Raw genomic sequence first — 22,282 nt, forward strand, 5'->3', positions numbered from 1 at the left:
AGCGCGGAGTCCTAGGTTGAACGGCCGTTGCGCCAAGTAGCGCCGGCGGCGCGCATCAGATCGGCCCGAACCATTTCCGCCACCAGGTCCTTGAAGCCGATGGTGTGCGACCAGCCCAAAACCTTTCTTGCCTTGGCGGCGTCGCCGACCAGCGTATCCACTTCGGTCGGCCGGAAGTAGCGCGGATCGATCCGCACAAGCGCGGCGCCGGTGGCTGCGTCGATGCCGACTTCATCGGCGCCGCTGCCCTGCCAGCGAATGCGGTGTCCGGCCTCGGCGAAGGCGAGTTCCACGAATTCGCGCACCGAATGCGCCTCGCCGGTCGCGAGCACGAAATCGTCCGGCTCGTCATGCTGCAGGATGCGCCACATGCCCTCGACATAGTCGCGCGCATGGCCCCAGTCGCGACGTGCGTCGATATTGCCGAGATAGAGCGTGTCCTGCAGGCCGTGATGGATCGCGGCAACGGCGCGCGTGATCTTGCGGGTGACGAAGGTTTCGCCACGCGTCGGGCTCTCGTGATTGAACAGGATGCCGTTAGCGGCGAACATGCCATAGGCCTGGCGGTAATTGACCGTGATCCAGTAAGCATAAAGCTTGGCTGCCGCATAGGGCGAGCGCGGCCGGAACGGCGTGCTCTCGTTCTGCGGAGCTTCGACCGCATCGCCATAGAGCTCCGAGGTCGAGGCCTGGTAGAAGCGCACCGATTTCTCGAGGCCGAGAATGCGGATCGCTTCGAGAAGCTTGAGCGTCCCCAGCGCATCGGCATTGGCAGTGTATTCCGGCGTCTCGAAGCTCACCTGGACATGGCTTTGCGCGCCGAGATTATAGATCTCGCTGGGCTTCGTCTCCTGCACAAGGCGGATCAGATTGGTCGCGTCGGTCAGATCGCCATGATGCAGAAAGAAGCGCGCGGCGCTCTCATGCGGATCGACATAGATGTCGTCGACGCGCTCGGTGTTGAAGGAAGACGACCGGCGTTTGACGCCGTGGACGACATAGCCCTTGCCGAGCAGCAGCTCGGCCAGATAAGCCCCGTCCTGCCCGGTAACCCCGGTGACAAGCGCAACCCTGTTTGCCAGGGCGACCTTGTCTGCCGGGGCGACTTTGTCCGCCATTGCCATGTGCGCCCGCGCCTATTTTTCGGCAAGCGAATACGATTTATCGCCGAAACGCAAATCCCCGCACGGGGAACCGGCTTAAACGCCCGCGACCGCCAGCAGGGTCTTCATCCTGGCGATGGCAAGATCGGGGTCGGCCAGCAGCCCGGCCTGATCGGAGAGCCGGAAGACATCCGCGTAGTGGCATATGCCGCGCGCCGATTGCATGCCGCCCACCATCGTGAAGTGGTCCTGATGCCCGTTCAGCCAGGCCATGAAGACGATGCCGGCCTTGTAGTATTCGGTCGGCGCCTCGAAGATTTTTCGCGACAGCGGCACGGTCGGCGCCATCAGCGCGTCGTAGCCGGCCTTATCGCCCTCCGCCAGCTTCGCCAGCGCGGCATTTGCCACCGGCGCGATGGCGTCGAAGATGCCGAGCAGCGCGTGCGAGTGTCTCCTGCCATCGCCGGCGATCAGTTCGGGATAGTTGAAATCGTCGCCGGTGAACATCACCACCCCTTCGGGCAGCCTATCGCGCAGCCGCACTTCCTTCTCCGCGTCGAGCAGCGATATCTTAATGCCTTCGACCTTGCCCGCATGCCGCTCGATGATGGCGACGACCGTGTCGAGCGCCGCGTCGAAATCGTTGCTGCCCCAATAGCCCTTGAGTGCCGGATCGAACATGTCGCCCAGCCAGTGCAGGATGACCTTGCCCGATGCCTGGGACAGCATGCGCTCATAAACGCGGGCATAATCGTCCGGCCCTTTGGCCACCGCCGCCAGCGCGCGGCTCGCCATCATGATTGCCTTGCCGCCCTCGCCTTCGATGAAGGCGAATTGCTCTTCATAGGCGCCGATGACGTCGTCGAGCGTCTTGGCCGCCGCCGGCGCCAGGTGATCGGTCCCCGCCCCCGAGGCGAGGTCGGCGCCCGGCACAGTTTTGGCTTCCGCGATCGAGCGGCGGATCAGCTCCTTCGCGTTCGCCCAGTCGAAACCCATCCCGCGCTGAGACGTGTCCATGGCTTCGGCGATGCGAAAGCCGAGCCGCCACAGATGATGGCGGAACGCCATCGTCCTGTCCCAGTCGACCGCCGGCCGCGACCACGGATCGGTCATGGCGATGGGATCGGCAACGACATGGGCGGCGGCATAGGCGATGCGCGAAAAGCGTGCGCCCTCGATCGGTTCGACCGGTTTGCCGACAAGCCGGTAGCTGACGCGCTCGCCGTTTGCCGCAGGCAAGGTGATGTCCATGGAACTCTCCCGTGCGGTCGCTATAAATGGAACGTTCCAATAAATCAAGAACCTTTATGATTCCCGGCATCCAAGCCGGAAGACATTGCGTCTCCTTTGAAATAGCCCTTACATTCATTGAGGTTTTGAACCGCTCCAATCAATTTTTCGAATCTCAGCGGAATCGTGATTGACTCGGATTTGGATCGATGATTAGAACGTTCCAATAGATCTTCTCGAAACTAGGAGGACATGACGAGGATGGCCAGCCGGGCCAAGGCGACGATCCTGGACATCGCCCGCGAGGCCGGCGTGTCCAAATCGACGGTGTCGCTCGTGCTGCAGGGCAGCGGGTTGATCCGGCCTGAAACCGCGACCAAGGTGCGCAAGGCGATCGAGGATGTCGGCTATGTCTACAACCGCGGCGCCGCCAATCTGCGCAAAGCCCATTCCAATGTCATCGGCATGGTGATCAACGATCTCACCAACCCCTTTTTCGCCGAGTTGGCGGTCGGCATGGAGCGCGTCTTCCAGGCGGCGGGCGTCGTCCCCTTCATCGCCAACACGGCGGAAAACCCGGTACGTCAGGAAGAGGTGCTGAAGTCGCTGATGGAACAGGGCGTCGCCGGCCTGATCGTCTCGCCGGCGCGTGGCACGTCGCCCGGCACCTTCCGCCGCATCGAGACGGCCGGCGTCCCGATCGTCTTCACCATGCGCAGGCTGCCGGACAGCCGCATTCCGGTGATCGCGCCGGACAATCATCGCGGCGCGGTGCTTGCCGCCGAACATCTGATCCGCAGGGGCCATCGCCGCCTGGCCTTCTTCGGCGGTTCATCCGATCTCGTTGTTTATCAGGAGCGCCTGGGGGGCTTCCTCGAAGCCTGCGAAACGCTCGGCATCCCAGCTTCCGACCGGCTGATCGTCGAGGGCGAGACCAGCCGCAAGGGCGGCATGGCCTGCCTGGAGACGGCTCTTGCCGTGCCGCAACCGCCGACCGCGGCGCTGTGCTTCAACGATGCGGTAGCCTTCGGCGTCATGCTGGCATTGCGCAAACGCGGTCTCGAGGCGGGCGCAGACTTTGCCGTGGTCGGCTTCGACGACGTCGCCGAGGCCGAGCACTACAGCCCGGCGCTGACCAGCGTCGCCGTCGACACCGCGGGCCTCGGCGAGCGCGCGGCGCACGTCATGCTGAAGATGATCCAGTCGCGCACCACGCGCGCCGAGAACCATATCGGTGCCGTCAGCCTGGTCGTGCGGGAAAGCAGCGGCCCGGACCGCAACAGCCAAGTGGGAGACGCGGCGTGAGCGTGCGATGGGGACTGATCGGCGCCAGCACGATCGCCAGACAGTTCATGATCGATGCCATCCGCGCGCAGGCCGACGGCGAGGTCGCCGCCGTGATGAGCTCCAGCCCGGAACGGGCCGAGACCTATGCAAGGGAAAACGGCATCGCACGCGCCGTCTCGTCTCTCGACGCGCTGCTCAACTCGGATATCGACGCCGTCTACATCTCGACCACCAACGAATTGCACCTTGAGCAGGGGCTTGCCGCGATCAAGGTCGGCAAGCATGTGCTGTGCGAGAAACCGCTGGCGCTGACCAGCGCCGATGCGCGTGAGATGGTTGTCGCCGCGAAAGCTGCCGGCATCGTCTTCGCCACCAACCACCATCTGCGCAATGCCGGCGCCCACCGCGCCATGCGCGAGGCGATCGCCGCCGGCCGCATCGGCAAGCCGATCGCCGCACGCGTCTTCCACTCCGTCTACCTGCCGGAGAACCTGCAGGGCTGGCGCATCGCCAAGCCTGAGGCCGGCGGCGGCGTTGTGCTCGACATAACCGTGCATGATGCCGACACGCTGCGCTTCGTGCTGGACGACGACCCCGTCGAGATTTCGGCCTTCACGCAAGCCGCCGGCATGGCCGGCGGCGGACTGGAGGACGGCGCCATGTGCATCTGGCGCTTCAAGTCCGGCATCATCGCGCAGTCGCATGAGGGCTTCACCACGAAATTCGCCGGCACCGGCTTCGAGGTGCATGGCTCGGAAGGCTCGCTGATCGCCGCCAATGTGATGACGCAGAAGCCGGTCGGCTCGGTGCATCTGCGCAGGGCGAGCGGAGAAGAAGAGCTGAGCTTCGACCGCGAGGATCTCTACACCCGCTCGCTGCGCCACTTCCATGCCGCGATCCGCGGCGAAGGCCAGCCAGCCGCCACCGGCGAGGACGGCGTCTGGTCGCTGGCGTCGGCCGAAGCAGCACTGCAATCGTCGAACACCGGCAAGGCCGTCGCTATCGACCCGCAACTTGGGGGCATCGCGTGAGCAAGCTCGTCTCGGCGGCCTGTGCCGCCAGCCTGATCAAGGACGCCATGGTCGTCTCGGTGTCGTCGTCGAGCGGCCTCGGCTGCCCCGACGCCGTGCTTGCCGCGATCGGCGAACGTTTCGATGCGGAAGGCCATCCGAAGGCGATCACCACGCTGCATCCGATCGCCGCCGGCGACATGTACGGCATCAAGGGCATCGACCATCTCGCCAAGCCGGGCCTGCTCAAGCGCACGCTCTGCGGCTCCTATCCGTCCGGCCCCTCCTCTGCCGAGCCGCCGCAGATATGGAAGATGATCGGCGACAATTCGGTCGCCGCCTACAACGTGCCGTCCGGCATCCTGTTCGACATGCATCGCGAGGCCGCCGCCAAACGTCCCGGCGTGCTGACCAAGGTCGGCCTCGACACATTTGCCGATCCGCGCCACCAAGGTTGCGCCATGAACGCCGCGGCCACCGAGCCGATCGTCTCGGTCGAGCAGTTCGATGGCGAGGAATGGCTTTATTTCCGCGCCATCGTGCCCAACGTCTCGATCATCCGCGCCACCACGGCCGACGAGCGCGGCAACCTCACGTATGAGCATGAGGGCGCCTATCTCGGCGGGCTGGAGCAGGCGCTGGCCGCCCGCAACAATGGCGGCATCGTCATTGCGCAGGTCAAGCGCGTCGTCGAGAACGGCACCCTGAAGCCGCACGATGTGCGGGTGCCCGGCGTGCTGGTCGACCATATCGTCGTGGCGCCCGACCAGTTGCAGACCACGCAGACGCCTTACGACCCGGCGATCTCGGGCGAGATCTTCCGGCCGCTGTCGACCTTCCGCACGCCGGAGATGAACATCCAGAAGGTCATCGCGCGGCGCGTCGCCATGGAATTGCGCGACGGCATGGCCGTCAACATCGGCTTCGGCATCTCGGCCAACGTGCCGCGCATCCTTCTCGAGGAAGGCCAGCACGGCAAGGTCACCTGGGTGATCGAGCAGGGCGCGGTCGGCGGCGTGCCGCTGCTCGACTTCAAGTTCGGCTGTGCCTCCAACGCCGAGGCGATCATGCCCTCGCCGCACCAGTTCATCTATTTCCAGGCCGGCGGCTTCGACGCCTCGCTGCTGTCCTTCCTGCAGATCGACCGCCACGGCTCGGTCAACGTCTCGAAGCTCTCGGCGCGGCCGCATGTGACCGCCGGCGCCGGCGGCTTCGTCGACATCACCGCGCGCGCGAAGAAGATCGTCTTTTCCGGCTTCTTCAATGCCGGCGCCAAGCTGTCGCTGGCTGGAGGCGCGATCCGCATCGACCAGGAAGGCAAGGTGAAGAAGGTGGTCGCGGAGGTCGAGCACATCTCCTTCTCCGGCAAGCGGGCGGTCACCCAGGGGCAGGACATCACCTATGTCACCGAGCGCTGCGTGATGAAGCTGACGCCGGACGGGCTGATGGTGACGGAACTGGCGCCCGGCATCGACCTCGAACGCGATGTGCTGGCGCAGGCCGAGATCCCGCTCGCTGTGGCGAACGACCTCAAGGTCACGCCTGCGGCGCTTTATCGGGACCGGCCGATCGGCCTGTCGCTCAATGGCGGCGCTTCGCTCGGAGGCGCGCATGGCTGAGCTTGTCACCTTCGAGCGGGACGACGCCATAGGCATCGTCACGCTGCGCCGGCCGGAAAAGTTCAACGCGCTCGACATCCCGATGCTGCGTGCGCTCGAAGCGGCGCTCGACAAAGCGGAACTGGCCGAGGGCGTTCGCGCCGTGCTCATCCGCGGCGAAGGCAAGGGCTTCTGCGCCGGCGGCGACGTCGAGGCCTGGGGTGCCATGAGCGCCGCCGACTTCCAGGTGCAATGGGTGCGCTACGGCCACCGCGTCTTCGATCGGCTGGCGCGGCTCAGGCAGCCGACCATCGCCGTGCTCTCCGGTCATGCGCTGGGCGGTGGGCTGGAACTGGCGGCGGCCTGCGATTTCCGCGTCGCCGAAATGCAGGTCAAGCTCGGCTTCCCCGAAACCTCGATGGGCGTCGTTCCCGGTTGGTCGGGCACGCAGCGCGCGGTACGCCGCTTCGGCGCACAGATCGTGCGCCGGATGGCGATCGGCGGCGAGATTTTCCTGGCATCCGACGCGCTCGCGCACGGTGTCGTCGACCGACTGGTCGAAACAGGCAAGGCTTTCGAGGAAGCCAAAGCCTGGGCCGAAAAGATCGCCGAGCGCGGTCCGCTGGCGACGGAGGCCGCGAAGCTGATGATCGGCGTTGCCGAGGGCGAGGAAGATGCGGCCGCGACCGAGGCGCTGGCCAGCGGCTTCATCGCGCTCACCGCCGACCTTAAAGCCGGCATCGGCGCTTTCAAGGCCAAGCAGAAGCCGGCCTTTTCGAGATCCTAGAGAAGAGACGATGAACGCACCCCTCAACATTGCCATGCCGGCCGAGGCGTCTGGGGCGCCGAAGGCCTACAAGCTGCTGATCGACGGCAGGCATGTCGATTCCTGCGACGGCCGCAGCATAGAGCGCGCCAGCCCAGGCCACGGCTTCGTCGTGTCCCGTTATGCGCAAGCGGGCGCGGCGGAAGTCGAGGCGGCGGTGCAGGCCGCGCACAAGGCGTTCGAGACCGGTCCGTGGCCGCGCATGAAGGCATCGGAACGCACGGCGGTTCTGCTGAAGGCTGCCGACCTGATCGAGGCGCGGCTGGAAGAGATCGCCCGCCTCGACGCGCTGGAATCCGGCAAGCCGATCGCCCAGGCGCGCGCAGAGATCGGCGGCGCGATCGACATCTGGCGCTATGCCGCCTCGCTTGCCCGCACGCTGCATGGCGAAAGCTACGCCAATCTCGGCGACTCCATGCTGGGCGTAGTGCTGCGCGAGCCGATCGGCGTTGTCTCGATCATCACGCCGTGGAATTTCCCTTTCCTGATCGTCAGCCAAAAGCTGCCCTTCGCGCTCGCCGCCGGCTGCACGGCGGTGGTGAAGCCGAGCGAGATGACGTCCGCTTCCACTTTCGTGCTCGGCGACATCCTGCTCGAGGCCGGGCTGCCGGCTGGCGTCGTCAACATTCTCGCAGGCTACGGCGCCGATGTCGGCGCGCCGATGGTCGTCCATCCGCTGGTCGAGATGGTCTCCTTCACCGGATCGACCCGTGTCGGCAAGACAACCATGGCCGCCGCTTCCGATTCCTTGAAGAAGGTCTCGATGGAACTCGGCGGCAAGAACGGCCAGATCGTCTTCCCCGACGCCGACCTCCAGGCCGCAGCGGATGCCGCGGTGTTCGGCGGCTTCTTCAACGCAGGCGAATGCTGCAATGCCGGCAGCCGCCTGATCGTGCATAAGGCGATCGCCGACGACTTCCTCAACGCGGTCAAGGCGCTGTCCCAGAAGGTCCGCGTCGGCGATCCGCTCGACGACCGCACCAAGGTCGGCGCGATGATCTCGGCCGACCATATCGAAAAGGTAGCCGGCTATGTGACGGCGGCGAAGACCGACGGCGGCAGCGTTTTCGCCGGTGGCGCGCGGCTTCCATCCAATGCCGGCCAATATCTCGATCCGACCATTATCCGTGACGTCACGGAGGATATGGCGATCGCGCGCGAGGAAGTGTTCGGACCAGTGCTGTCCGTGCTCACTTTTGAAACGATTGAAGAGGCATTGCGCATTGCCAACAACACGCCCTATGGTCTGTCTGCAGGGGTGTGGAGCGCCGGTATCGACACGTGCATGTCGGTGGCGCGCGGCGTGCGTTCGGGGACGGTTTGGGTGAATACGTTCATGGAAGGTTATCCCGAACTGCCCTTCGGCGGCTACAAGCAGTCGGGTCTGGGACGCGAACTCGGCAAACGCGCTGTCGAGGATTATACCGAGGAAAAGACTATCCAGTTTCATCGCGGCCAGCGCACCGGATGGTGGGTCGGCTGAGTTGGGAGACCCCGGCGGACACCCGCCGGTTCTGTGAATGCAACAAGGGAGGTAGTACATGTTGCGCAAACTGCTTATCGGAACGGCTCTTGCGACGAGCTTTGCGTTCTCGGCGCACGCCGCGGACGTCAAGGAAGTGCAGATGCTGCATTGGTGGACGTCGGGCGGCGAAGCGGCTGCTCTGAACGTGCTGAAGCAGGATCTGGCCAAGGAAGGCTATGCCTGGAAGGACGTGCCGGTGGCCGGCGGCGGCGGCGATGCCGCCATGACCGCGCTGAAGGCGATGGTCGCGGCCGGCAACTATCCGACCGCCTCGCAGATGCTCGGTTACACCGTGCTCGACTATGCCGCCGCCGGCGTCATGGGCGACCTCACCGAGACCGCCAAGAAGGAAGGCTGGGACAAGTCGGTTCCGGCCGCCCTGCAGAAATTCTCCGTCTATGACGGCAAATGGGTCGCCGCCCCGGTCAACGTCCACTCGGTCAACTGGCTGTGGATCAACAAGGCGGTGATGGAGAAGATCGGCGGCACCGAGCCGAAGACCTTCGACGACTTCGTGGCGTTGCTCGACAAGGCCAAGGCCGCGGGCGTCATCCCGCTGGCACTCGGCGGCCAGAACTGGCAGGAAGCGACCATGTTCGATTCCGTCGTGCTGTCGACCGGCGGACCGGAATTCTACAAGAAGGCGATGAACGACCTCGACGAAGAGTCGCTCAAGTCCGACACGATGAAGAAGTCGTTCGACAACCTCGCCAAGCTCGTCAAATATGTCGACCCGAACTTCTCGGGCCGCGACTGGAACCTCGCCACCGCCATGGTCATCAAGGGCGATGCGCTGGTCCAGGTCATGGGCGACTGGGCCAAGGGCGAGTTCCACGCCGCCAACAAGACCCCGGGCACCGACTTCCTGTGCTACCGCTTCCCGGGCACCGACGGCTCGGTGATCTACAACTCCGACATGTTCGGCATGTTCAACGTGCCGGAGGACCGCAAGGCCGCTCAGGTGGCACTCGCCACCGCCACTTTGTCGAAGAGCTTCCAGTCGGCCTTCAACGTCGTGAAGGGTTCGGTCCCGGCCCGCACCGACGTGCCTGATACCGACTTCGATGCTTGCGGCAAGAAGGGCATCGCCGACCTGAAGAAGGCCAATGAGGGCGGCACGTTGTTCGGCTCGCTGGCGCAGGGCTACGGCGCCCCGCCGGCCGTCGCGAACGCCTACAAGGATGTCGTGTCGAAGTTCGTCCATGGTCAGATCAAGACCTCCGACGAGGCCGTGACCGAGCTGGTCAAGGCTATCGACGACGCCAAGTAAGCCGTTGCTTGAACTCGGATCTCCCCCGCTTCGGCGGGGGAGGTCTCCCGTCGACAAAGGCGCGGGAAAGACCCTGGCGCGTTTCGCGCCGGGCGGTTTCCGACCAACCGGTACTGGACGAGCCTATGAGCACAGTTGCCGAAACCCGGATCAAGCTGACACCGGAGCATGACGCCCGTCCTGGCGCGTCGGTTCGGTCGCGGCTGCAGGATCTGCTGCCGAAGATCGTTTTGGCGCCGAGTTTCGCGGCGACGATCGTCTTCGTCTATGGCTTCATCCTGTGGACGATCTATCTGTCCTTCACCAATTCCAAGACATTCCCGTCCTATGCCGTCACCGGAGCCCGCGCCTATCAGCGGCTGTGGCGCTGGACCTTCGAGAGCGACCCGCCGTCGAGCTGGTACACCTCGATCACCAATATGGGCATATTCGGCTTCCTCTACATTCTGATCTGCCTGGCGCTTGGCCTGTTCCTGGCCATCCTGCTCGACCAGAAGATCCGCGGCGAAGGCGTGCTCAGGCCGATCTACCTCTACCCGATGGCGCTCTCCTTCATCGTCACTGGCGTCGCCTGGAAATGGTTCCTCGATCCCGGCCTCGGACTGGAACAGACGCTGCATCAGTGGGGCTGGACGAGCTTTCATTTCGACTGGATCAAGAACAAGGATTTCGTCATCTACACCGTGGTGATCGCCGGCGTCTGGCAGGCGTCCGGTTTCGTCATGGCGATGTTCCTGGCCGGCCTGCGCGGCATCGACGGCGAGATCATGAAGGCCGCGCAGATCGACGGCGCTTCCACCTTCCAGCTCTATCGCCGCATCGTCATCCCGCTGCTCAGGCCCGTCTTCCTATCGGCCTTCATCGTGCTCGCGCACCTGGCCATCAAGTCCTATGACCTTGTCGTGGCGCTGACCAGCGGCGGGCCCGGCGGCTCAGCCTGGCTGCCGTCCAACTTCATGTATGAGTTCACCTTCAAGCGCAACGAAATGGCAGTCGGCTCGGCAAGCGCGGTGATCATGCTGATGACCATCACCGCCATCATCGTTCCGTATCTCTATTCCGAGCTCAGGGAGAAGTCGCGATGAGCGCCGTCGCTTCACCCGCCAGCCAAGCCGCAAGCGGCGCCCGTGCGAGGACAATCAACCGCATCGTCATCTACGGCCTGCTTGGGCTGTTCGCGATCTTCTATCTGATGCCGCTTTTCGTCATGCTGGTCACCTCGTTCAAGACCATGGACGAGATCCAGAACGGCAACATGCTGTCGCTGCCGCATGCGCCGACTTTCGCGCCATGGATAAAGGCGTGGAGCGAAGTCTGCTCGGGCCTGACCTGCGTCGGCATGAAGGGCTATTTCTGGAACTCCATCAAAATGGTCGTGCCGGCGGTGCTGATCTCGACGCTGCTCGGCGCGCTCAACGGCTATGTGCTGACCAAATGGCGCTTCCGCGGCCACACGCTGGTCTTTGCCATGATGCTGTTCGCCTGCTTCATCCCGTTCCAGTCGGTGCTGTTGCCGATGGCCACGATCCTCGGCAGCCTCGGCCGCTTCGGCGTCACCCTGCAGAACGCGACCGGGTTCAACTTCGGTCTCGGCAATTCGACCGTGAACCTGGTCTTCGTCCATGTGGTCTACGGCCTCGGCTTCACAACGCTGTTCTTCCGCAATTATTACGAAGCCTTCCCGACCGAGTTGGTGAAGGCGGCACAGGTCGACGGCGCGTCCTTCTTCCAGATATTTCGGCGCATCATGCTGCCCAATTCGCTGCCGATCATCGTTGTGACGGTGATCTACCAGTTCACCAACATCTGGAACGACTTCCTGTTCGCCTCCGCCTATGCCGGCTCCGGCGACGTGATGCCGATGACGGTGGCGCTGAACAACGTCGTCAACACCTCGACCGGCGTGGTCGAATACAACGTCAACATGGCGGCGGCGATGATTGCCGCGCTCCCCACCCTGATCGTCTATGTCGTCGCCGGCCGCTATTTCGTGCGCGGGCTGATGGCGGGCGCGGTCAAGGGCTGACCACATTCGGAAGGAACGACCATGGCTTTTCTGGAAATTGATGGGCTGAAGAAGCGCTTCGGGAATGTCGAGATCCTGAAGGGCATCGATGTCGAGCTCGAAAAGGGCGGCTTCCTGGTGCTGGTCGGCCCGTCCGGCTGCGGCAAGTCCACGCTGCTCAACACCATCGCCGGGCTGGAGCAGATCACCGAGGGCGAGATCCGCGTCGACGGCCGCGCGATCAACGACCTGCATCCTTCGAAGCGTGATATCGCCATGGTGTTCCAGAGCTATGCGCTGTACCCGAATATGACGGTTGCCGGCAACATCGCCTTCGGCATGGAGATGCGCGGCGTGCCGGCGGCGGAACGCCAGGCGGCGATCGACAAGGTGGCGAAGATCCTGCAGATCGGCCATCTCCTCAACCGCAAGCCCAGTCAGCTTTCCGGCGGCCAGCGGCAGCGCGTCGCCATGGGCCGGGCGCTGGTCCGCGACCCGAAACTCTTCCTGTTCGACGAACCACTCTCCAATCTCGACGCCAAGCTGCGCGTCGACATGCGCATCGAGATCAAACGCCTGCACGCCACGACCGGCACGACCATTGTCTACGTCACGCATGACCAGATCGAGGCGATGACGCTGGCGACCAAGATCGCCGTCATGCGCGACGGCGAGGTGCAGCAATTCGGCACGCCGGCCGAAATCTACAACAACCCGACCAACATCTTTGTCGCCGACTTCATGGGCTCGCCGGCGATGAACCTGATCCCGGCCAAGATCGATGCTAACGGCAGCGGGCTGTCGGTGGTTCTGGACCGCGAAGCGCGCCAACCGATCGTGCTGCCGATGCCCGGCGCGCCCACCGGCCTTGCGGCCTTCAAGGACAAGCCGGTGATCTTCGGCGTGCGCCCCGAAGCGCTGACCGACCCGGAAGGTGCGGAACGCAACGGTTCGAACATCGCCACCGCCGACTGCCATATCGAAGTGGTGGAGCCGGCGGGATCGGATACTTTTGCCGTCACCAATCTGGGCGGCAAGGGCGTGGTGGCGCGGCTGAGAGCTGATGCGAATATCCAGCCCGGCACCAGCACGCCTTTGGCCTTCAACCTCAGCAAGGCGGTGTTCTTCGACCCGGCGACCGAGAAGCGCATCCTTTAAAAAGCTATGGCAAACCCGGATATCGTCATCATCGGCTCCGGCATCGGCGGCGCCACGATCGCCTCCGGCTTGGCCGGCAGCGGCGCCTCGATCCTGATCCTGGAGCGTGGCGAGCCGCTGCCCGCGACGCCGCATGCGCGCTCGACGCGCTCCATCTTCATCGACGAGCACTACCGGCCGAAGGAGATGTGGCGCGAGGCCGGCGGTGCCGCCTTCAACCCGGGCAACTACTACTATGTCGGCGGCAATTCGAAGTTCTTCGGCGCCGTCCTGATCCGTTACCGCAAGGAGGATTTTTCCGAGCTCGAGCATTTCGGCGGCGTCTCGCCGGCCTGGCCGTTTTCCTATGACGAATTCGAGCCATGGTATTCGAAGGCCGAGCAGTTGTTTCGGGTTCGCGGCACGCTGGGCGAAGACCCGACCGAGCCGTTCCATTCGATCCCCTATGCCTTCAAGCCGGTGCCGGACGAGCCGCCGATCGCGCGCGCCCGCGCCGAACTGAAGAGCCTTGGACTGCACCCAGCTTCGCTGCCGCTCGGCGTCGACATCGAGGCCTGGCTGAAAGAAGGCAAGACGGGCTGGGACGCCTTCCCCAACACCGGCCAGGGCAAGATCGACGCCCAGACTGGACCGCTGACGGCGGCGCTCACCGACAAGAACATCCGGCTCGAGACCGGCGCGCATGTCGACTGGCTCGAAACCGCGCCGGACGGCAAGTCGATCGCCGCCATCCACTACACCCAGAACGGCGCCCACAAGACGCTGTCGCCGAAGCTCGTCGTCCTGTCCGCCGGCGCGATCAATTCGGCCGCCATCCTGCTGCGCTCGCCCTCCGCTGCCGGCAACGGCCTCGCCAACAGCTCCGACCAGGTCGGGCGCAATTTCATGAACCACAATTCGAGCGCGATGCTGGCGATCGACCCGCGCCGCCGCAACGATAGCGTCTACCAGAAGACGCTGATGCTCAACGATTACTACCTGTCCGACGGCAAGGACGGCAAGCCGCTCGGCAATGTGCAGCTGCTCGGCAAGATCGACGGCAACATGCTCAAGGCCAATGTGAAGAGGATGCCGAAATTCATGCTCGACTTCATGGCCGGCCACGCCGTCGACTGGTACCTGATGTGCGAGGACCTGCCCGATCCCGAAAGCCGCATCATGGTCGACGGCAAGGAGATCATCATGCAATGGCGGCGCTCCAACATGCAGTCGCTGGATGGCCTGACCAAGGTCATGCGCGAGAACCTTCGCGCCTGCGGCTATCCGATCGTGCTGTCGCGGCCCTTCGACAAGCGCACGCCGTCGCACCAATGCGGCACCGTGAAGATCGGCAACGACCCCGCAACATCGCCGCTCGACCCCTTCTGCCGTGCCTGGGACCATCCAAACCTGTTCGTCGTCGACGGCGGCTTCCTGCCGACATCGGCCGCCGTCAACCCGGCGCTGTCGATCGCCGCGCAGGCGCTGCGGGTTGCCGACTATCTCCGCAGGACGGAGCTTTCTTCATGATAGGCCGGCGCCGCCCCTCATCCGCCTGCCGGCACCTTCTCCCCGTAAACGGGGAGAAGAAGGCTGGCCGCAACGCCGGCACCCACTCTGCAGCTCTGGCGATTGGCGAAGCCGGCGACAAAGGCTTCCTTCTCCCCGTCACTATACGGGGAGAAGTGCCCGGTAGGGCGATGAGGGGCGGCGCTGGCATCCAAAAGGCCAGTCTCCAATGACCCGCCCCGCGGCCATTGTCACCGGCGGCGCGCGTGGCATCGGCCTCGCTTGCGCCGAAGCGCTGGCGGATGCCGGCTTCGACATTTTAATCGCCGATCTTGCGAAGAAGCCTGCAGCCGGACTCGCCGAAAACATCAATACGCGCGGCGCGAAGTTCGCTTACGCCCAATGCGACATCGCTGACCTCGCAAGCCACCCTGCGCTCGTTGATGCTGCAATCAACGCCTTCGCCCGCATCGATTGCCTGGTCAACAACGCCGGCGTCGGCGCCGTGGTGCGCGGCGATCTGTTGGAGCTGAAGCCGGAGAATTTCGACCGCGCTCTGGATATCAACCTGCGCGGTACAGTGTTCCTCAGCCAGGCCGTCGCCAAGGTCATGCTTGCGGCATCCGCAAACGCCGTCCGATCGATCATCACCATCACCTCGGTCAGCGCCGCCATGGCTTCGCCGGAACGTGCCGACTACTGCATCTCCAAGGCCGGGCTTTCGATGTGGGTGAAGAACCTGGCGCTGCGGCTCGCACCCGAAAATATCGGCGTGTTCGAGGTCCGGCCGGGCATCATCCGAACCGATATGACGGCTGGCGTTTCCGCCAAATATGACGCGCTGATCGAGAGTGGGCTGGTGCCGGCAAAACGATGGGGCGAAGCAGGCGATATCGGCACTGTCGTGGCCGCGCTTGCCTCCGGAAAGTTCGCCTTTTCGACCGGATCGGTCATCGATGTCGACGGCGCGCTCTCCGTGCCACGCTTGTGAGGAACCATGGCTGACTACATCATCGTCGGCGCCGGTCCGGCCGGCTGCGTTCTCGCCAACCGGCTGAGCGAGGATCCGTCCAATTCCGTCCTGCTTCTGGAGGCCGGCGGCAAGGACTGGCATCCGCTGATCCACATGCCGGCGGGCTTTGCCAAGATGACCAAGGGCATCGCCTCCTGGGGCTGGTCGACAGTGCCGCAGAGGCACATGAAGGACCGCGTCTTCTGGTACACGCAGGCCAAGGTCGTCGGCGGCGGCTCATCGATCAACGCCCAAATCTACACGCGCGGCAATGCCCGCGACTATGACGCCTGGGAGAAGGAAGAGGGACTGATCGGCTGGGGCTATCGCGATGTGCTGCCCTATTTCAAGCGCGCCGAGAACAACCAGCGCTTCGCGAACGATTTCCATGGCGACCAGGGACCGCTCGGCGTCTCCAACCCGATCTCGCCGCTGCCGATCTGCGAGGCCTATTTTCGCGCCGGGCAGGAAATGGGCATTCCGTTCAACCCCGACTTCAACGGCGCCAGCCAGGAAGGCGTCGGCTACTATCAGCTGACCCAGAAGGATGCGCGGCGTTCATCAGCCTCCGTGGCCTATCTGAAGCCGATCCGCAGCCGCAAGAACCTGACGGTCAGGACCGATGTGCTCGTCACCCGCGTCGTCGTCGAGAAGGGCCGCGCCGTCGGCGTCGAGATCGTCGACAAGCCGGGCGGCGAGAAGACCATATTGCGCGTCGAACGCGAGGTGATCGTCTCGTCGGGCGCGATCGGCTCGCCGAAACTTCTGCTGCAATCAGGCATCGGCCCGGCCGATCATCTGAAGTCGGTTGGCGTCACGCCCGTGCATGACCTGCCCGGCGTCGGCTCCAACATGCAGGATCATCTCGACCTTTTCGTCATCGCCGAATGCACCGGCGACCACACCTATGACAATTACGCCAAGCTGCACCGCACGATGTGGGCCGGCTTGCAATATCTGCTGCTCAAGAAGGGCCCCGTCGCCTCAAGCCTGTTCGAGACCGGCGGCTTCTGGTACGCCGACCCGACCGCCGCCTCGCCCGACATCCAGTTCCATCTCGGCCTCGGCTCCGGCATCGAGGCAGGCGTCGAGAAGCTGAAGAATCCGGGCGTGACGCTGAACTCCGCCTTCCTGCGCCCGCGCTCGCGCGGCACGGTGCGATTGAAGAGCGCCGACCCCGCCGACCACCCGCTGATCGATCCGAACTACTGGTCCGATCCTTACGACCGCGACATGTCGATCAAGGGCCTGCGGCTGGCTCGCGAGATCATGCGGCAGAAGGCGCTGCAGCCCTATGTGCTGCGCGAGGTGCTGCCCGGCCCTGCCCTGCAAAGCGACGCGGACCTTTTCGACTACGCCTGCCGCACGTCGAAGACCGACCACCACCCCGTCGGCACCTGCCGCATGGGGCATGATGCGATGGCCGTGGTGACGCCGGATTTGAGGCTGCGCGGCATCGACGGTCTCCGCGTCTGCGATGCGTCGGTGATGCCGCGCGTTCCCTCCTCCAACACCAACGCGCCCACCATCATGGTCGGCGAAAAGGGCGCCGATCTCATCCTCGGCCGCGAGCCGCTGCCGCCGGCCGTGTTCAAGGGCAATCAGGCGGCATGAGCATCAACGATGATCCGGCATTGCGTCTTTGTCCGCTTTCGCAACGACGTTCCTGAAATCGAGCGCGCGGCGATTCACGCTGATCTCGAAGCCTTGCGCGCCATTATCGAAGGCATGGACAGGGTGCAGTTCAGCGCCAATGTCAGCCCGGAGCCGTTCGGGCGCGGCTTCGACCACGGCTTCACCATCGACTTCCGCGATGCCGCCGCGCGCGACGCCTACCTCGTTCACGAGGCGCATCAGCGCGCCGGCGCGCGCCTGGTCGCCGCGCTCGAAGGCGGCACCGACGGGCTGATGGTCATCGATCTGGAGGTGACGCAAATGTGACCGCTCGCCAGCTCAAATCCGGCGGCCGTCCCGTTCTCTTTTGCCCGCCCTGGAACATATCGTGCTTTCGGGGGATGCAAAAGGAGCACTGCCTTGAACCTCACCCCCGAGCAGAAGAAAACCGTAACCGCATCGTTCCTCGGCTGGACGCTCGACGCTTTTGATTTCTTCCTTCTGACATTCCTGCTCACCGATATTGCCGCTGAATTCCAGACCGACGTGCCGGCGGTCTCCAAAGCACTGTTCCTGACACTGGCGACGCGTTTCATCGGCGCGTTCTTCTTCGGCGTGCTTGCCGACAGATACGGCCGCAAGCCCATTCTGATGCTCAATATCGTCAGCTATTCGGTGATCGGCGCCTTGGCCGCCTTCTCGCCCAATCTCGGCATATTCCTGGCGCTGCGTGCCCTGTTCGGCATAGCCATGGGAGGCGAATGGGGTCTGGGCAGCTCGCTCGCCATGGAATCCATTCCGCCAAGCGCGCGCGGCACGGTCTCGGGCATTCTGCAATGCGGCTATCCGGCCGGCTATCTGCTGGCCGCGGTCGTCTACGGGCTGCTCTACGGGCAGAAGATCGGCGACTTCACCTTCGGTTGGCGCGCCATGTTCCTCCTGAGCTTCCTGCCGGCGCTGATCGTGCTCTTCATCCGCTCGCATGTGCCGGAATCGCCGGCCTTCGTCGAAGGCCGCGCCCAGACGCGGCCCGGCCTTTTAGAAACGTTGCGGAAGCACTGGCGGATCGCGCTCTACGCCGTGGTGCTGATGATGTTCTTCAACTTCTTCAGCCATGGCACGCAGGACCTCTATCCGACCTTCCTGAAGAAGCAGCACGGCTTCGACACGCACACGGTGAGCTGGATCACCATCGTCGCCAATATCGGCGCGATCGTCGGCGGCCTGGCCTTCGGCGCGCTGTCCGAGAAGATTGGCCGAATCAACGCCATCACGCTCGCTTGTGTGATCGCCCTGCCGGCAATCCCGCTCTGGGCCTACACGACCACGCCCTTCATGCTGGCGATCGGCGCATTCATCATGCAGGTCGCGGTGCAGGGCGCCTGGGGCGTTATCCCGGTGCATCTCAACGAATTGTCGCCGGGCTCGGTGCGGGCGACGCTGCCCGGCTTCATCTATCAGGCCGGCAACCTCGCCGCTTCCTATGGCGGTCCCTATCAGGCCGGCATTGCCGAAGCGCCGGGAAGCAGCTACGGCTTTGCGCTGGCCCTGTTTGCCGGCGTGGTCGCCGTCTGCCTCATCGTCGTCATCCGCTTCAGTCCGGAAAAGCGCGGCCAGGTAATGACCGTCCTCGGCTGAGGGTCTGTCTTCAACCCATTCTGAGCGCCGCGACGCCGGCAACGATGCCGAGCGCCGCGGCAGCGCGCCAGACGGTCATCTTCTCGCCCAGCGCCAGCACCGAGATCAGCATGGCAAACAGGATCGAGGTCTCGCGCAGCGACGCGACCGAGGCGATCGGCGCCTTGGTCATTGCCCACATCACGATCCAATAGGCCGCGCCGCTGAGCACGCCGGTGAACAGCCCGGCCTTCCAGTCGCGCGCCAGCACAGGCAGCGACCGCGGCCCGCGAAAGAAGATGCACAGCAAAAGCGCCCACGTCGCATCGCAGACGAACAGCCAGGCCGCATAGCTTTGCGCGGTTGCCGCCAGCCGCGCGCCGCTGCCGTCGGAGAGTGTGTAGCTGGCGATGAAGATCGATGTGCCGAGCGCGAAGCCGACTGCGCGCAGATTGAGCTTCTCCAGATGCGCCCCGCCCCGAAACGACATGACCAGCGTGCCCGCCGACAGAAGCACGATGCCGAGGATGGCGAATGGCGCCGGAACCTCGCCGATCAGGACGATGCCGCCGAGCGCCGAGAGCAATGGCGCGGTGCCGCGCGCCAGCGGATAGGTCTGAGCGAAATCGCCGGCCTTGTAGGCGCCGATCAAGAAAGTGCGGTAGCCCATGTGGAAGATCACCGAGGCGAAGATGTAGGGCCAAACTTCGGCCTTTGGCACCTCGACGAAGGGAAGCGCGACCAGCGCCGCAAAGCCCATGCCGAGCGTCATCAGTGTGATCGACAGGAAGCGGTCGAGATGCACCTTGACCAGCGCGTTCCAGATCGCATGCATGGCCGCCGCCGAAAGCACCGCCAGGACGACGAACAGCGTCATGCCTGCCTCACCTGCCCGCCAGGCCTGACGCGATGCCCGGCATTTCCAGATCGATATCGATCCTGAGCGGGAAATGGTCGGAAGCCACCTCGCCGATATCGGCGCTCACAGAACGCACCCGCCCGGCCAGCATGCCGCCGACGAAGCAATGATCTAGCCGTCGTTTCGCCAGCCTGCCGTCGATGATCTTTTCGTGCGTATGGAAGTCCGGCCCCTGCTCGCTGGCGACGGCCGCGGCATCGACGAAGCCGTCGATATAGGCAGCGCCGCGATGGTAGGGCGTATCACCGACGATGCGCTGGTATTCGGCGCTGCCCGGCTCCATGTTGAAGTCGCCCAGCCAGATCGCCGCCAACGGGTTTTCCGGTTCCGGCTGACCGTTCGACCAGTTGCGCTGCGGCTCGTCGTCGACGCCGCTCCAGGGGCCGCCGTCGGACGGCGCGCGGCGATGTTCGGCAAGCAGGTAATCGATCTGCTCCAGCCGCTCTTCAGCCGCGATATGCGCCAGATGCAACGAAAGCACCCGCACCGGTCCCGCCGGCGTGCGGATCATGCATTCGAGCGCCGCATTGCGGGTGTTGAGCGGCCTCAGCGTCCGCCGCTGCGGCAAAGTGTGCAGCCGCGACCAGACGATCGGCAGCTTCGACAGCACCATCGTGCCGAACTGCCGCCGGCGGTTGACGAGACGGCCATCGCGCTTCTCGCTGGCATCCATGTCGAAGGCGGGGCCGTAGGCCCAGTAATAGCCGGGCAGCAAGCTGGACAGGATCTCGGGCTGGTCGTCTTCGTTGCTGCGCTGCCAATGCCGCTCGACTTCCTGCAGCGCGACGATGTCGGCGCCGTCCACCAGCCTGGCGCAGCGGCTGAGATCGTAGCGCCCGTCGCTGCCGTAGCCATACTGGATATTGTAGCTGATCAGCTTCATTGATTAACCGGCTCACTTCTGGTGATCGCAGTAGCGCCCCGCCCCTTGCGTTGCAATGGACCGGCGGGGCAAGCGGAATAGTCCAGTGGAAATCGGCGAACCGGCGCTCTAATAAGTCGTCAGCGGCTGGAAGCTTCCGGCGGGCGACGCCGCAAGTTCCGACCAGTCGATCTCCTCCTCCAGCCGGTGATAGGCTTCGTCGCCGATCGTGCCGTTGCTGCGCAGTTCCTCCAGCGTGTCGCGCTGCCGCTTGATGGCGTAGAGGCGCAACCGGTCGTATTCCGTCGCGGCCTGCGCGTCGTCGGGATTTTCGGCGATCCGCCGCTGCGCCTCGTACTGTTCGCGCACGACGGCGGCAGCCGACGAGGTCTTGCGGCTCAGCACATCGAGCGCGGCCTGCATGATGGCGACGCGCGCTTCGGCCACCTCGCGATCGATCGTCGTATCGCGCGGGAAATTGAGCCAGCGCAGCAGAACCTTCAGGCTCATGCCTTGCAGCACCAGCGTGCCGAGCACGACCGCGAAAGCGGCAAGCACGATCGGGTCACGCCCGGGAAAGCCGGCCGGCAAGGCAATGGCGGCGACCAGCGTCACCAGCCCGCGCATGCCGCACCAGCCGACAAGCGCGGCACCGGCAAATGTCGGCGCATCCTGCTTTTCTTCCTCGCTGTCGTTGCGGGCAAACCATCGGATGATCGCGACATACCCCGCCACCCAGACGAGGCGCGCCACGATGACGACGGTAAGAACCGTCGCGGCGAAGACGAATGCCTTGCCCTGCCCATCGTCGGCCAGCCGGCCGATGATCGACCGTGCCTGCAGGCCCATCAGCACGAAAGCCAGCACATTGAGCACGAACACCGCCGATTCCCAGACCGAATAGGCGCTGACGCGGCGTCTGGCCGACATGCGGCGCGGCGTGGTGCGCGCGATGGTGATGGCATAGACGACGATGGTGATGATGGCGGAGAGGCCGAGCTTGTCGGCAATGATCCAGACGGCGAAGGTTCCGGCGAACTGCACCACGGTGCTGCTTGCCGCGTCCTCGATGCGTGTCAGCGTGAGCCGCGACACTCGGCCGAACAGATAGCCGGCGATAACGCTGCCGACCGTTGCAAGCAGGATGACGGGCACTGCGTCTTTGAGCATGAGTGTGCCGATGGCGGCTGAAACCGATATCCGGTAGATCAGCAGCGCCGTGGCATCGTTGAGCAGGCTCTCGCCCTGCAGGACGGCAGTCAGACGGTGCGGCACCTTGAACTGATTGAGCACCGCGCTTGCGGCGACCGCATCTGGCGGCGCGACGATGGCGCCGAGCGCGATCGCCGCCGCGATCGGCAGGCCGGCCATCTTCCAGCCGATAAAGGCAACGACCACCGCCGTGAAGACGACCGCGCCAAGCGCCAGCAAGGCAAGCGACAGCCGGTAGCGCTTCAGGTCGCGCAACGAGGTGTCATAGGCAGCGTCGAGCAGCACCGGCGCGATGAACAGCGCCAGCGCCAGTTCCGGATCGATCTCGATCATCGGCGCGCCCGGCACGAAGGCAAGCCCAACGCCGGCAAGCGCCAGCAGCGACGGGTAAGGTACCTCCAGCCATCGCGATACCGCCGTCAGCGCGACGGCGATGAGCAGCAGGACAAGGGTGAGTTCGAACAGCGCCATGGCTCATCGTAGCGGCGAAGCGCGAAGCTTGTCAGTACCCTGAGACAGGATACTGTTGATTTATCCGGCAAACCC

The 22,282-nt window shown here is 64.5% G+C and carries 19 protein-coding genes; 14 read left to right on the forward strand and 5 right to left on the reverse strand.

Going from position 1 to position 22,282, the window contains the following annotated elements; translation table 11 throughout:
* Nucleotides 1-11: 11 nt before the first annotated feature.
* Together gmd and LB520_RS05965 are read right to left on the reverse strand one after the other, a co-directional pair.
* Nucleotides 12-1,118, reverse strand: coding sequence for a GDP-mannose 4,6-dehydratase (gene gmd, locus LB520_RS05960; RefSeq protein WP_224636795.1), 1,107 nt, complete (start codon nt 1,116-1,118; stop codon nt 12-14).
* Between the two features lie 81 nt (nt 1,119-1,199).
* Entirely contained in the window at nt 1,200-2,354 is a 1,155-nt protein-coding gene (locus LB520_RS05965; RefSeq protein ID WP_224636797.1) for a dihydrodipicolinate synthase family protein, read from the reverse strand.
* A gap of 240 nt (nt 2,355-2,594) precedes the next feature.
* Between LB520_RS05965 and LB520_RS05970 the strand changes: the two genes are divergently transcribed.
* The 14 genes from LB520_RS05970 to LB520_RS06035 all read left to right on the forward strand — a co-directional run bounded on the left by LB520_RS05970 (nt 2,595) and on the right by LB520_RS06035 (nt 18,764).
* On the forward strand, nt 2,595-3,638 hold the full coding sequence (locus LB520_RS05970) for a LacI family DNA-binding transcriptional regulator (RefSeq protein WP_224636877.1): 1,044 nt from the start codon (nt 2,595-2,597) through the stop codon (nt 3,636-3,638).
* On the forward strand, nt 3,635-4,651 hold the full coding sequence (locus tag LB520_RS05975; RefSeq protein WP_224636799.1) for a Gfo/Idh/MocA family protein: 1,017 nt from the start codon (nt 3,635-3,637) through the stop codon (nt 4,649-4,651). The genes LB520_RS05970 and LB520_RS05975 overlap by 4 nt, the downstream gene beginning before the upstream one ends.
* Nucleotides 4,648-6,249 carry an acyl CoA:acetate/3-ketoacid CoA transferase gene (locus tag LB520_RS05980; protein WP_224636800.1) on the forward strand — a complete coding sequence of 534 codons (1,602 nt, stop codon included), beginning with the start codon at nt 4,648-4,650 and terminating at the stop codon, nt 6,247-6,249. Before LB520_RS05975 ends, LB520_RS05980 begins: the two co-directional genes overlap by 4 nt.
* Entirely contained in the window at nt 6,242-7,015 is a 774-nt protein-coding gene (locus LB520_RS05985) for an enoyl-CoA hydratase/isomerase family protein (protein ID WP_224636802.1), read from the forward strand. Before LB520_RS05980 ends, LB520_RS05985 begins: the two co-directional genes overlap by 8 nt.
* A 10-nt stretch (nt 7,016-7,025) precedes the next feature.
* Complete coding sequence (locus LB520_RS05990; RefSeq protein WP_224636803.1) at nt 7,026-8,537, forward strand: aldehyde dehydrogenase family protein; 1,512 nt, start codon at nt 7,026-7,028, stop codon at nt 8,535-8,537.
* Between the two features lie 58 nt (nt 8,538-8,595).
* Nucleotides 8,596-9,849 (forward strand): ABC transporter substrate-binding protein, encoded by a 1,254-nt coding sequence (locus LB520_RS05995; protein WP_095766309.1) that lies wholly within the window; start codon nt 8,596-8,598, stop codon nt 9,847-9,849.
* 125 nt (nt 9,850-9,974) lie between these two features.
* On the forward strand, nt 9,975-10,934 hold the full coding sequence (locus LB520_RS06000; RefSeq protein WP_224603331.1) for a carbohydrate ABC transporter permease: 960 nt from the start codon (nt 9,975-9,977) through the stop codon (nt 10,932-10,934).
* The gene (locus LB520_RS06005; protein WP_224636804.1) at nt 10,931-11,875 is read left to right on the forward strand and encodes a carbohydrate ABC transporter permease; all 945 of its coding nucleotides are present in this window, start codon (nt 10,931-10,933) and stop codon (nt 11,873-11,875) included. The genes LB520_RS06000 and LB520_RS06005 overlap by 4 nt, the downstream gene beginning before the upstream one ends.
* Before the next feature lie 21 nt (nt 11,876-11,896).
* Nucleotides 11,897-13,012, forward strand: coding sequence for an ABC transporter ATP-binding protein (locus LB520_RS06010; RefSeq protein WP_095766306.1), 1,116 nt, complete (start codon nt 11,897-11,899; stop codon nt 13,010-13,012).
* A gap of 6 nt (nt 13,013-13,018) precedes the next feature.
* A complete protein-coding gene (locus LB520_RS06015) occupies nt 13,019-14,521 on the forward strand; it encodes a GMC oxidoreductase (RefSeq protein ID WP_224636805.1) in 1,503 nt (500 codons plus the stop codon).
* A 208-nt stretch (nt 14,522-14,729) separates the two neighbouring features.
* Nucleotides 14,730-15,491, forward strand: coding sequence for a 3-ketoacyl-ACP reductase (locus tag LB520_RS06020; RefSeq protein ID WP_224636806.1), 762 nt, complete (start codon nt 14,730-14,732; stop codon nt 15,489-15,491).
* 6 nt (nt 15,492-15,497) lie between these two features.
* Nucleotides 15,498-17,126, forward strand: coding sequence for a GMC family oxidoreductase (locus tag LB520_RS06025; protein ID WP_224636807.1), 1,629 nt, complete (start codon nt 15,498-15,500; stop codon nt 17,124-17,126).
* Nucleotides 17,127-17,135: 9 nt separating this feature from the next.
* Nucleotides 17,136-17,453: a Dabb family protein gene (locus tag LB520_RS06030; RefSeq protein WP_224636808.1), complete on the forward strand. Its 318-nt coding sequence runs from the start codon at nt 17,136-17,138 to the stop codon at nt 17,451-17,453.
* A gap of 93 nt (nt 17,454-17,546) precedes the next feature.
* Entirely contained in the window at nt 17,547-18,764 is a 1,218-nt protein-coding gene (locus LB520_RS06035; RefSeq protein ID WP_095766301.1) for an MFS transporter, read from the forward strand.
* Nucleotides 18,765-18,774: 10 nt separating this feature from the next.
* On the opposite strand, the gene LB520_RS06040 is transcribed toward LB520_RS06035, so the two are convergent.
* The 3 genes from LB520_RS06040 to LB520_RS06050 all read right to left on the reverse strand — a co-directional run bounded on the left by LB520_RS06040 (nt 18,775) and on the right by LB520_RS06050 (nt 22,207).
* Entirely contained in the window at nt 18,775-19,620 is an 846-nt protein-coding gene (locus LB520_RS06040) for an EamA family transporter (RefSeq protein ID WP_095766300.1), read from the reverse strand.
* 7 nt (nt 19,621-19,627) lie between these two features.
* Complete coding sequence (locus LB520_RS06045; RefSeq protein ID WP_224636809.1) at nt 19,628-20,545, reverse strand: endonuclease/exonuclease/phosphatase family protein; 918 nt, start codon at nt 20,543-20,545, stop codon at nt 19,628-19,630.
* A 108-nt stretch (nt 20,546-20,653) separates the two neighbouring features.
* Complete coding sequence (locus LB520_RS06050; RefSeq protein ID WP_224636811.1) at nt 20,654-22,207, reverse strand: cation:proton antiporter; 1,554 nt, start codon at nt 22,205-22,207, stop codon at nt 20,654-20,656.
* Between the last annotated feature and the right edge of the window lie 75 nt (nt 22,208-22,282).

It is taken from the genome of Mesorhizobium sp. CA12, assembly GCF_020165255.1.
Lineage (GTDB): Bacteria > Pseudomonadota > Alphaproteobacteria > Rhizobiales > Rhizobiaceae > Mesorhizobium.

Coding starts and splice junctions, on each gene's coding strand:
- gmd (WP_224636795.1), bottom strand. CDS start 1,118: ATGGCGGACAAAGTCGCCCCGGCAGACAAGGTCGCCCTGGCAAACAGG.
- LB520_RS05965 (WP_224636797.1), bottom strand. CDS start 2,354: ATGGACATCACCTTGCCTGCGGCAAACGGCGAGCGCGTCAGCTACCGG.
- LB520_RS05970 (WP_224636877.1), top strand. CDS start 2,595: ATGGCCAGCCGGGCCAAGGCGACGATCCTGGACATCGCCCGCGAGGCC.
- LB520_RS05985 (WP_224636802.1), top strand. CDS start 6,242: ATGGCTGAGCTTGTCACCTTCGAGCGGGACGACGCCATAGGCATCGTC.
- LB520_RS05990 (WP_224636803.1), top strand. CDS start 7,026: ATGAACGCACCCCTCAACATTGCCATGCCGGCCGAGGCGTCTGGGGCG.
- LB520_RS05995 (WP_095766309.1), top strand. CDS start 8,596: ATGTTGCGCAAACTGCTTATCGGAACGGCTCTTGCGACGAGCTTTGCG.
- LB520_RS06000 (WP_224603331.1), top strand. CDS start 9,975: ATGAGCACAGTTGCCGAAACCCGGATCAAGCTGACACCGGAGCATGAC.
- LB520_RS06005 (WP_224636804.1), top strand. CDS start 10,931: ATGAGCGCCGTCGCTTCACCCGCCAGCCAAGCCGCAAGCGGCGCCCGT.
- LB520_RS06010 (WP_095766306.1), top strand. CDS start 11,897: ATGGCTTTTCTGGAAATTGATGGGCTGAAGAAGCGCTTCGGGAATGTC.
- LB520_RS06015 (WP_224636805.1), top strand. CDS start 13,019: ATGGCAAACCCGGATATCGTCATCATCGGCTCCGGCATCGGCGGCGCC.
- LB520_RS06020 (WP_224636806.1), top strand. CDS start 14,730: ATGACCCGCCCCGCGGCCATTGTCACCGGCGGCGCGCGTGGCATCGGC.
- LB520_RS06025 (WP_224636807.1), top strand. CDS start 15,498: ATGGCTGACTACATCATCGTCGGCGCCGGTCCGGCCGGCTGCGTTCTC.
- LB520_RS06030 (WP_224636808.1), top strand. CDS start 17,136: ATGATCCGGCATTGCGTCTTTGTCCGCTTTCGCAACGACGTTCCTGAA.
- LB520_RS06040 (WP_095766300.1), bottom strand. CDS start 19,620: ATGACGCTGTTCGTCGTCCTGGCGGTGCTTTCGGCGGCGGCCATGCAT.
- LB520_RS06045 (WP_224636809.1), bottom strand. CDS start 20,545: ATGAAGCTGATCAGCTACAATATCCAGTATGGCTACGGCAGCGACGGG.
- LB520_RS06050 (WP_224636811.1), bottom strand. CDS start 22,207: ATGGCGCTGTTCGAACTCACCCTTGTCCTGCTGCTCATCGCCGTCGCG.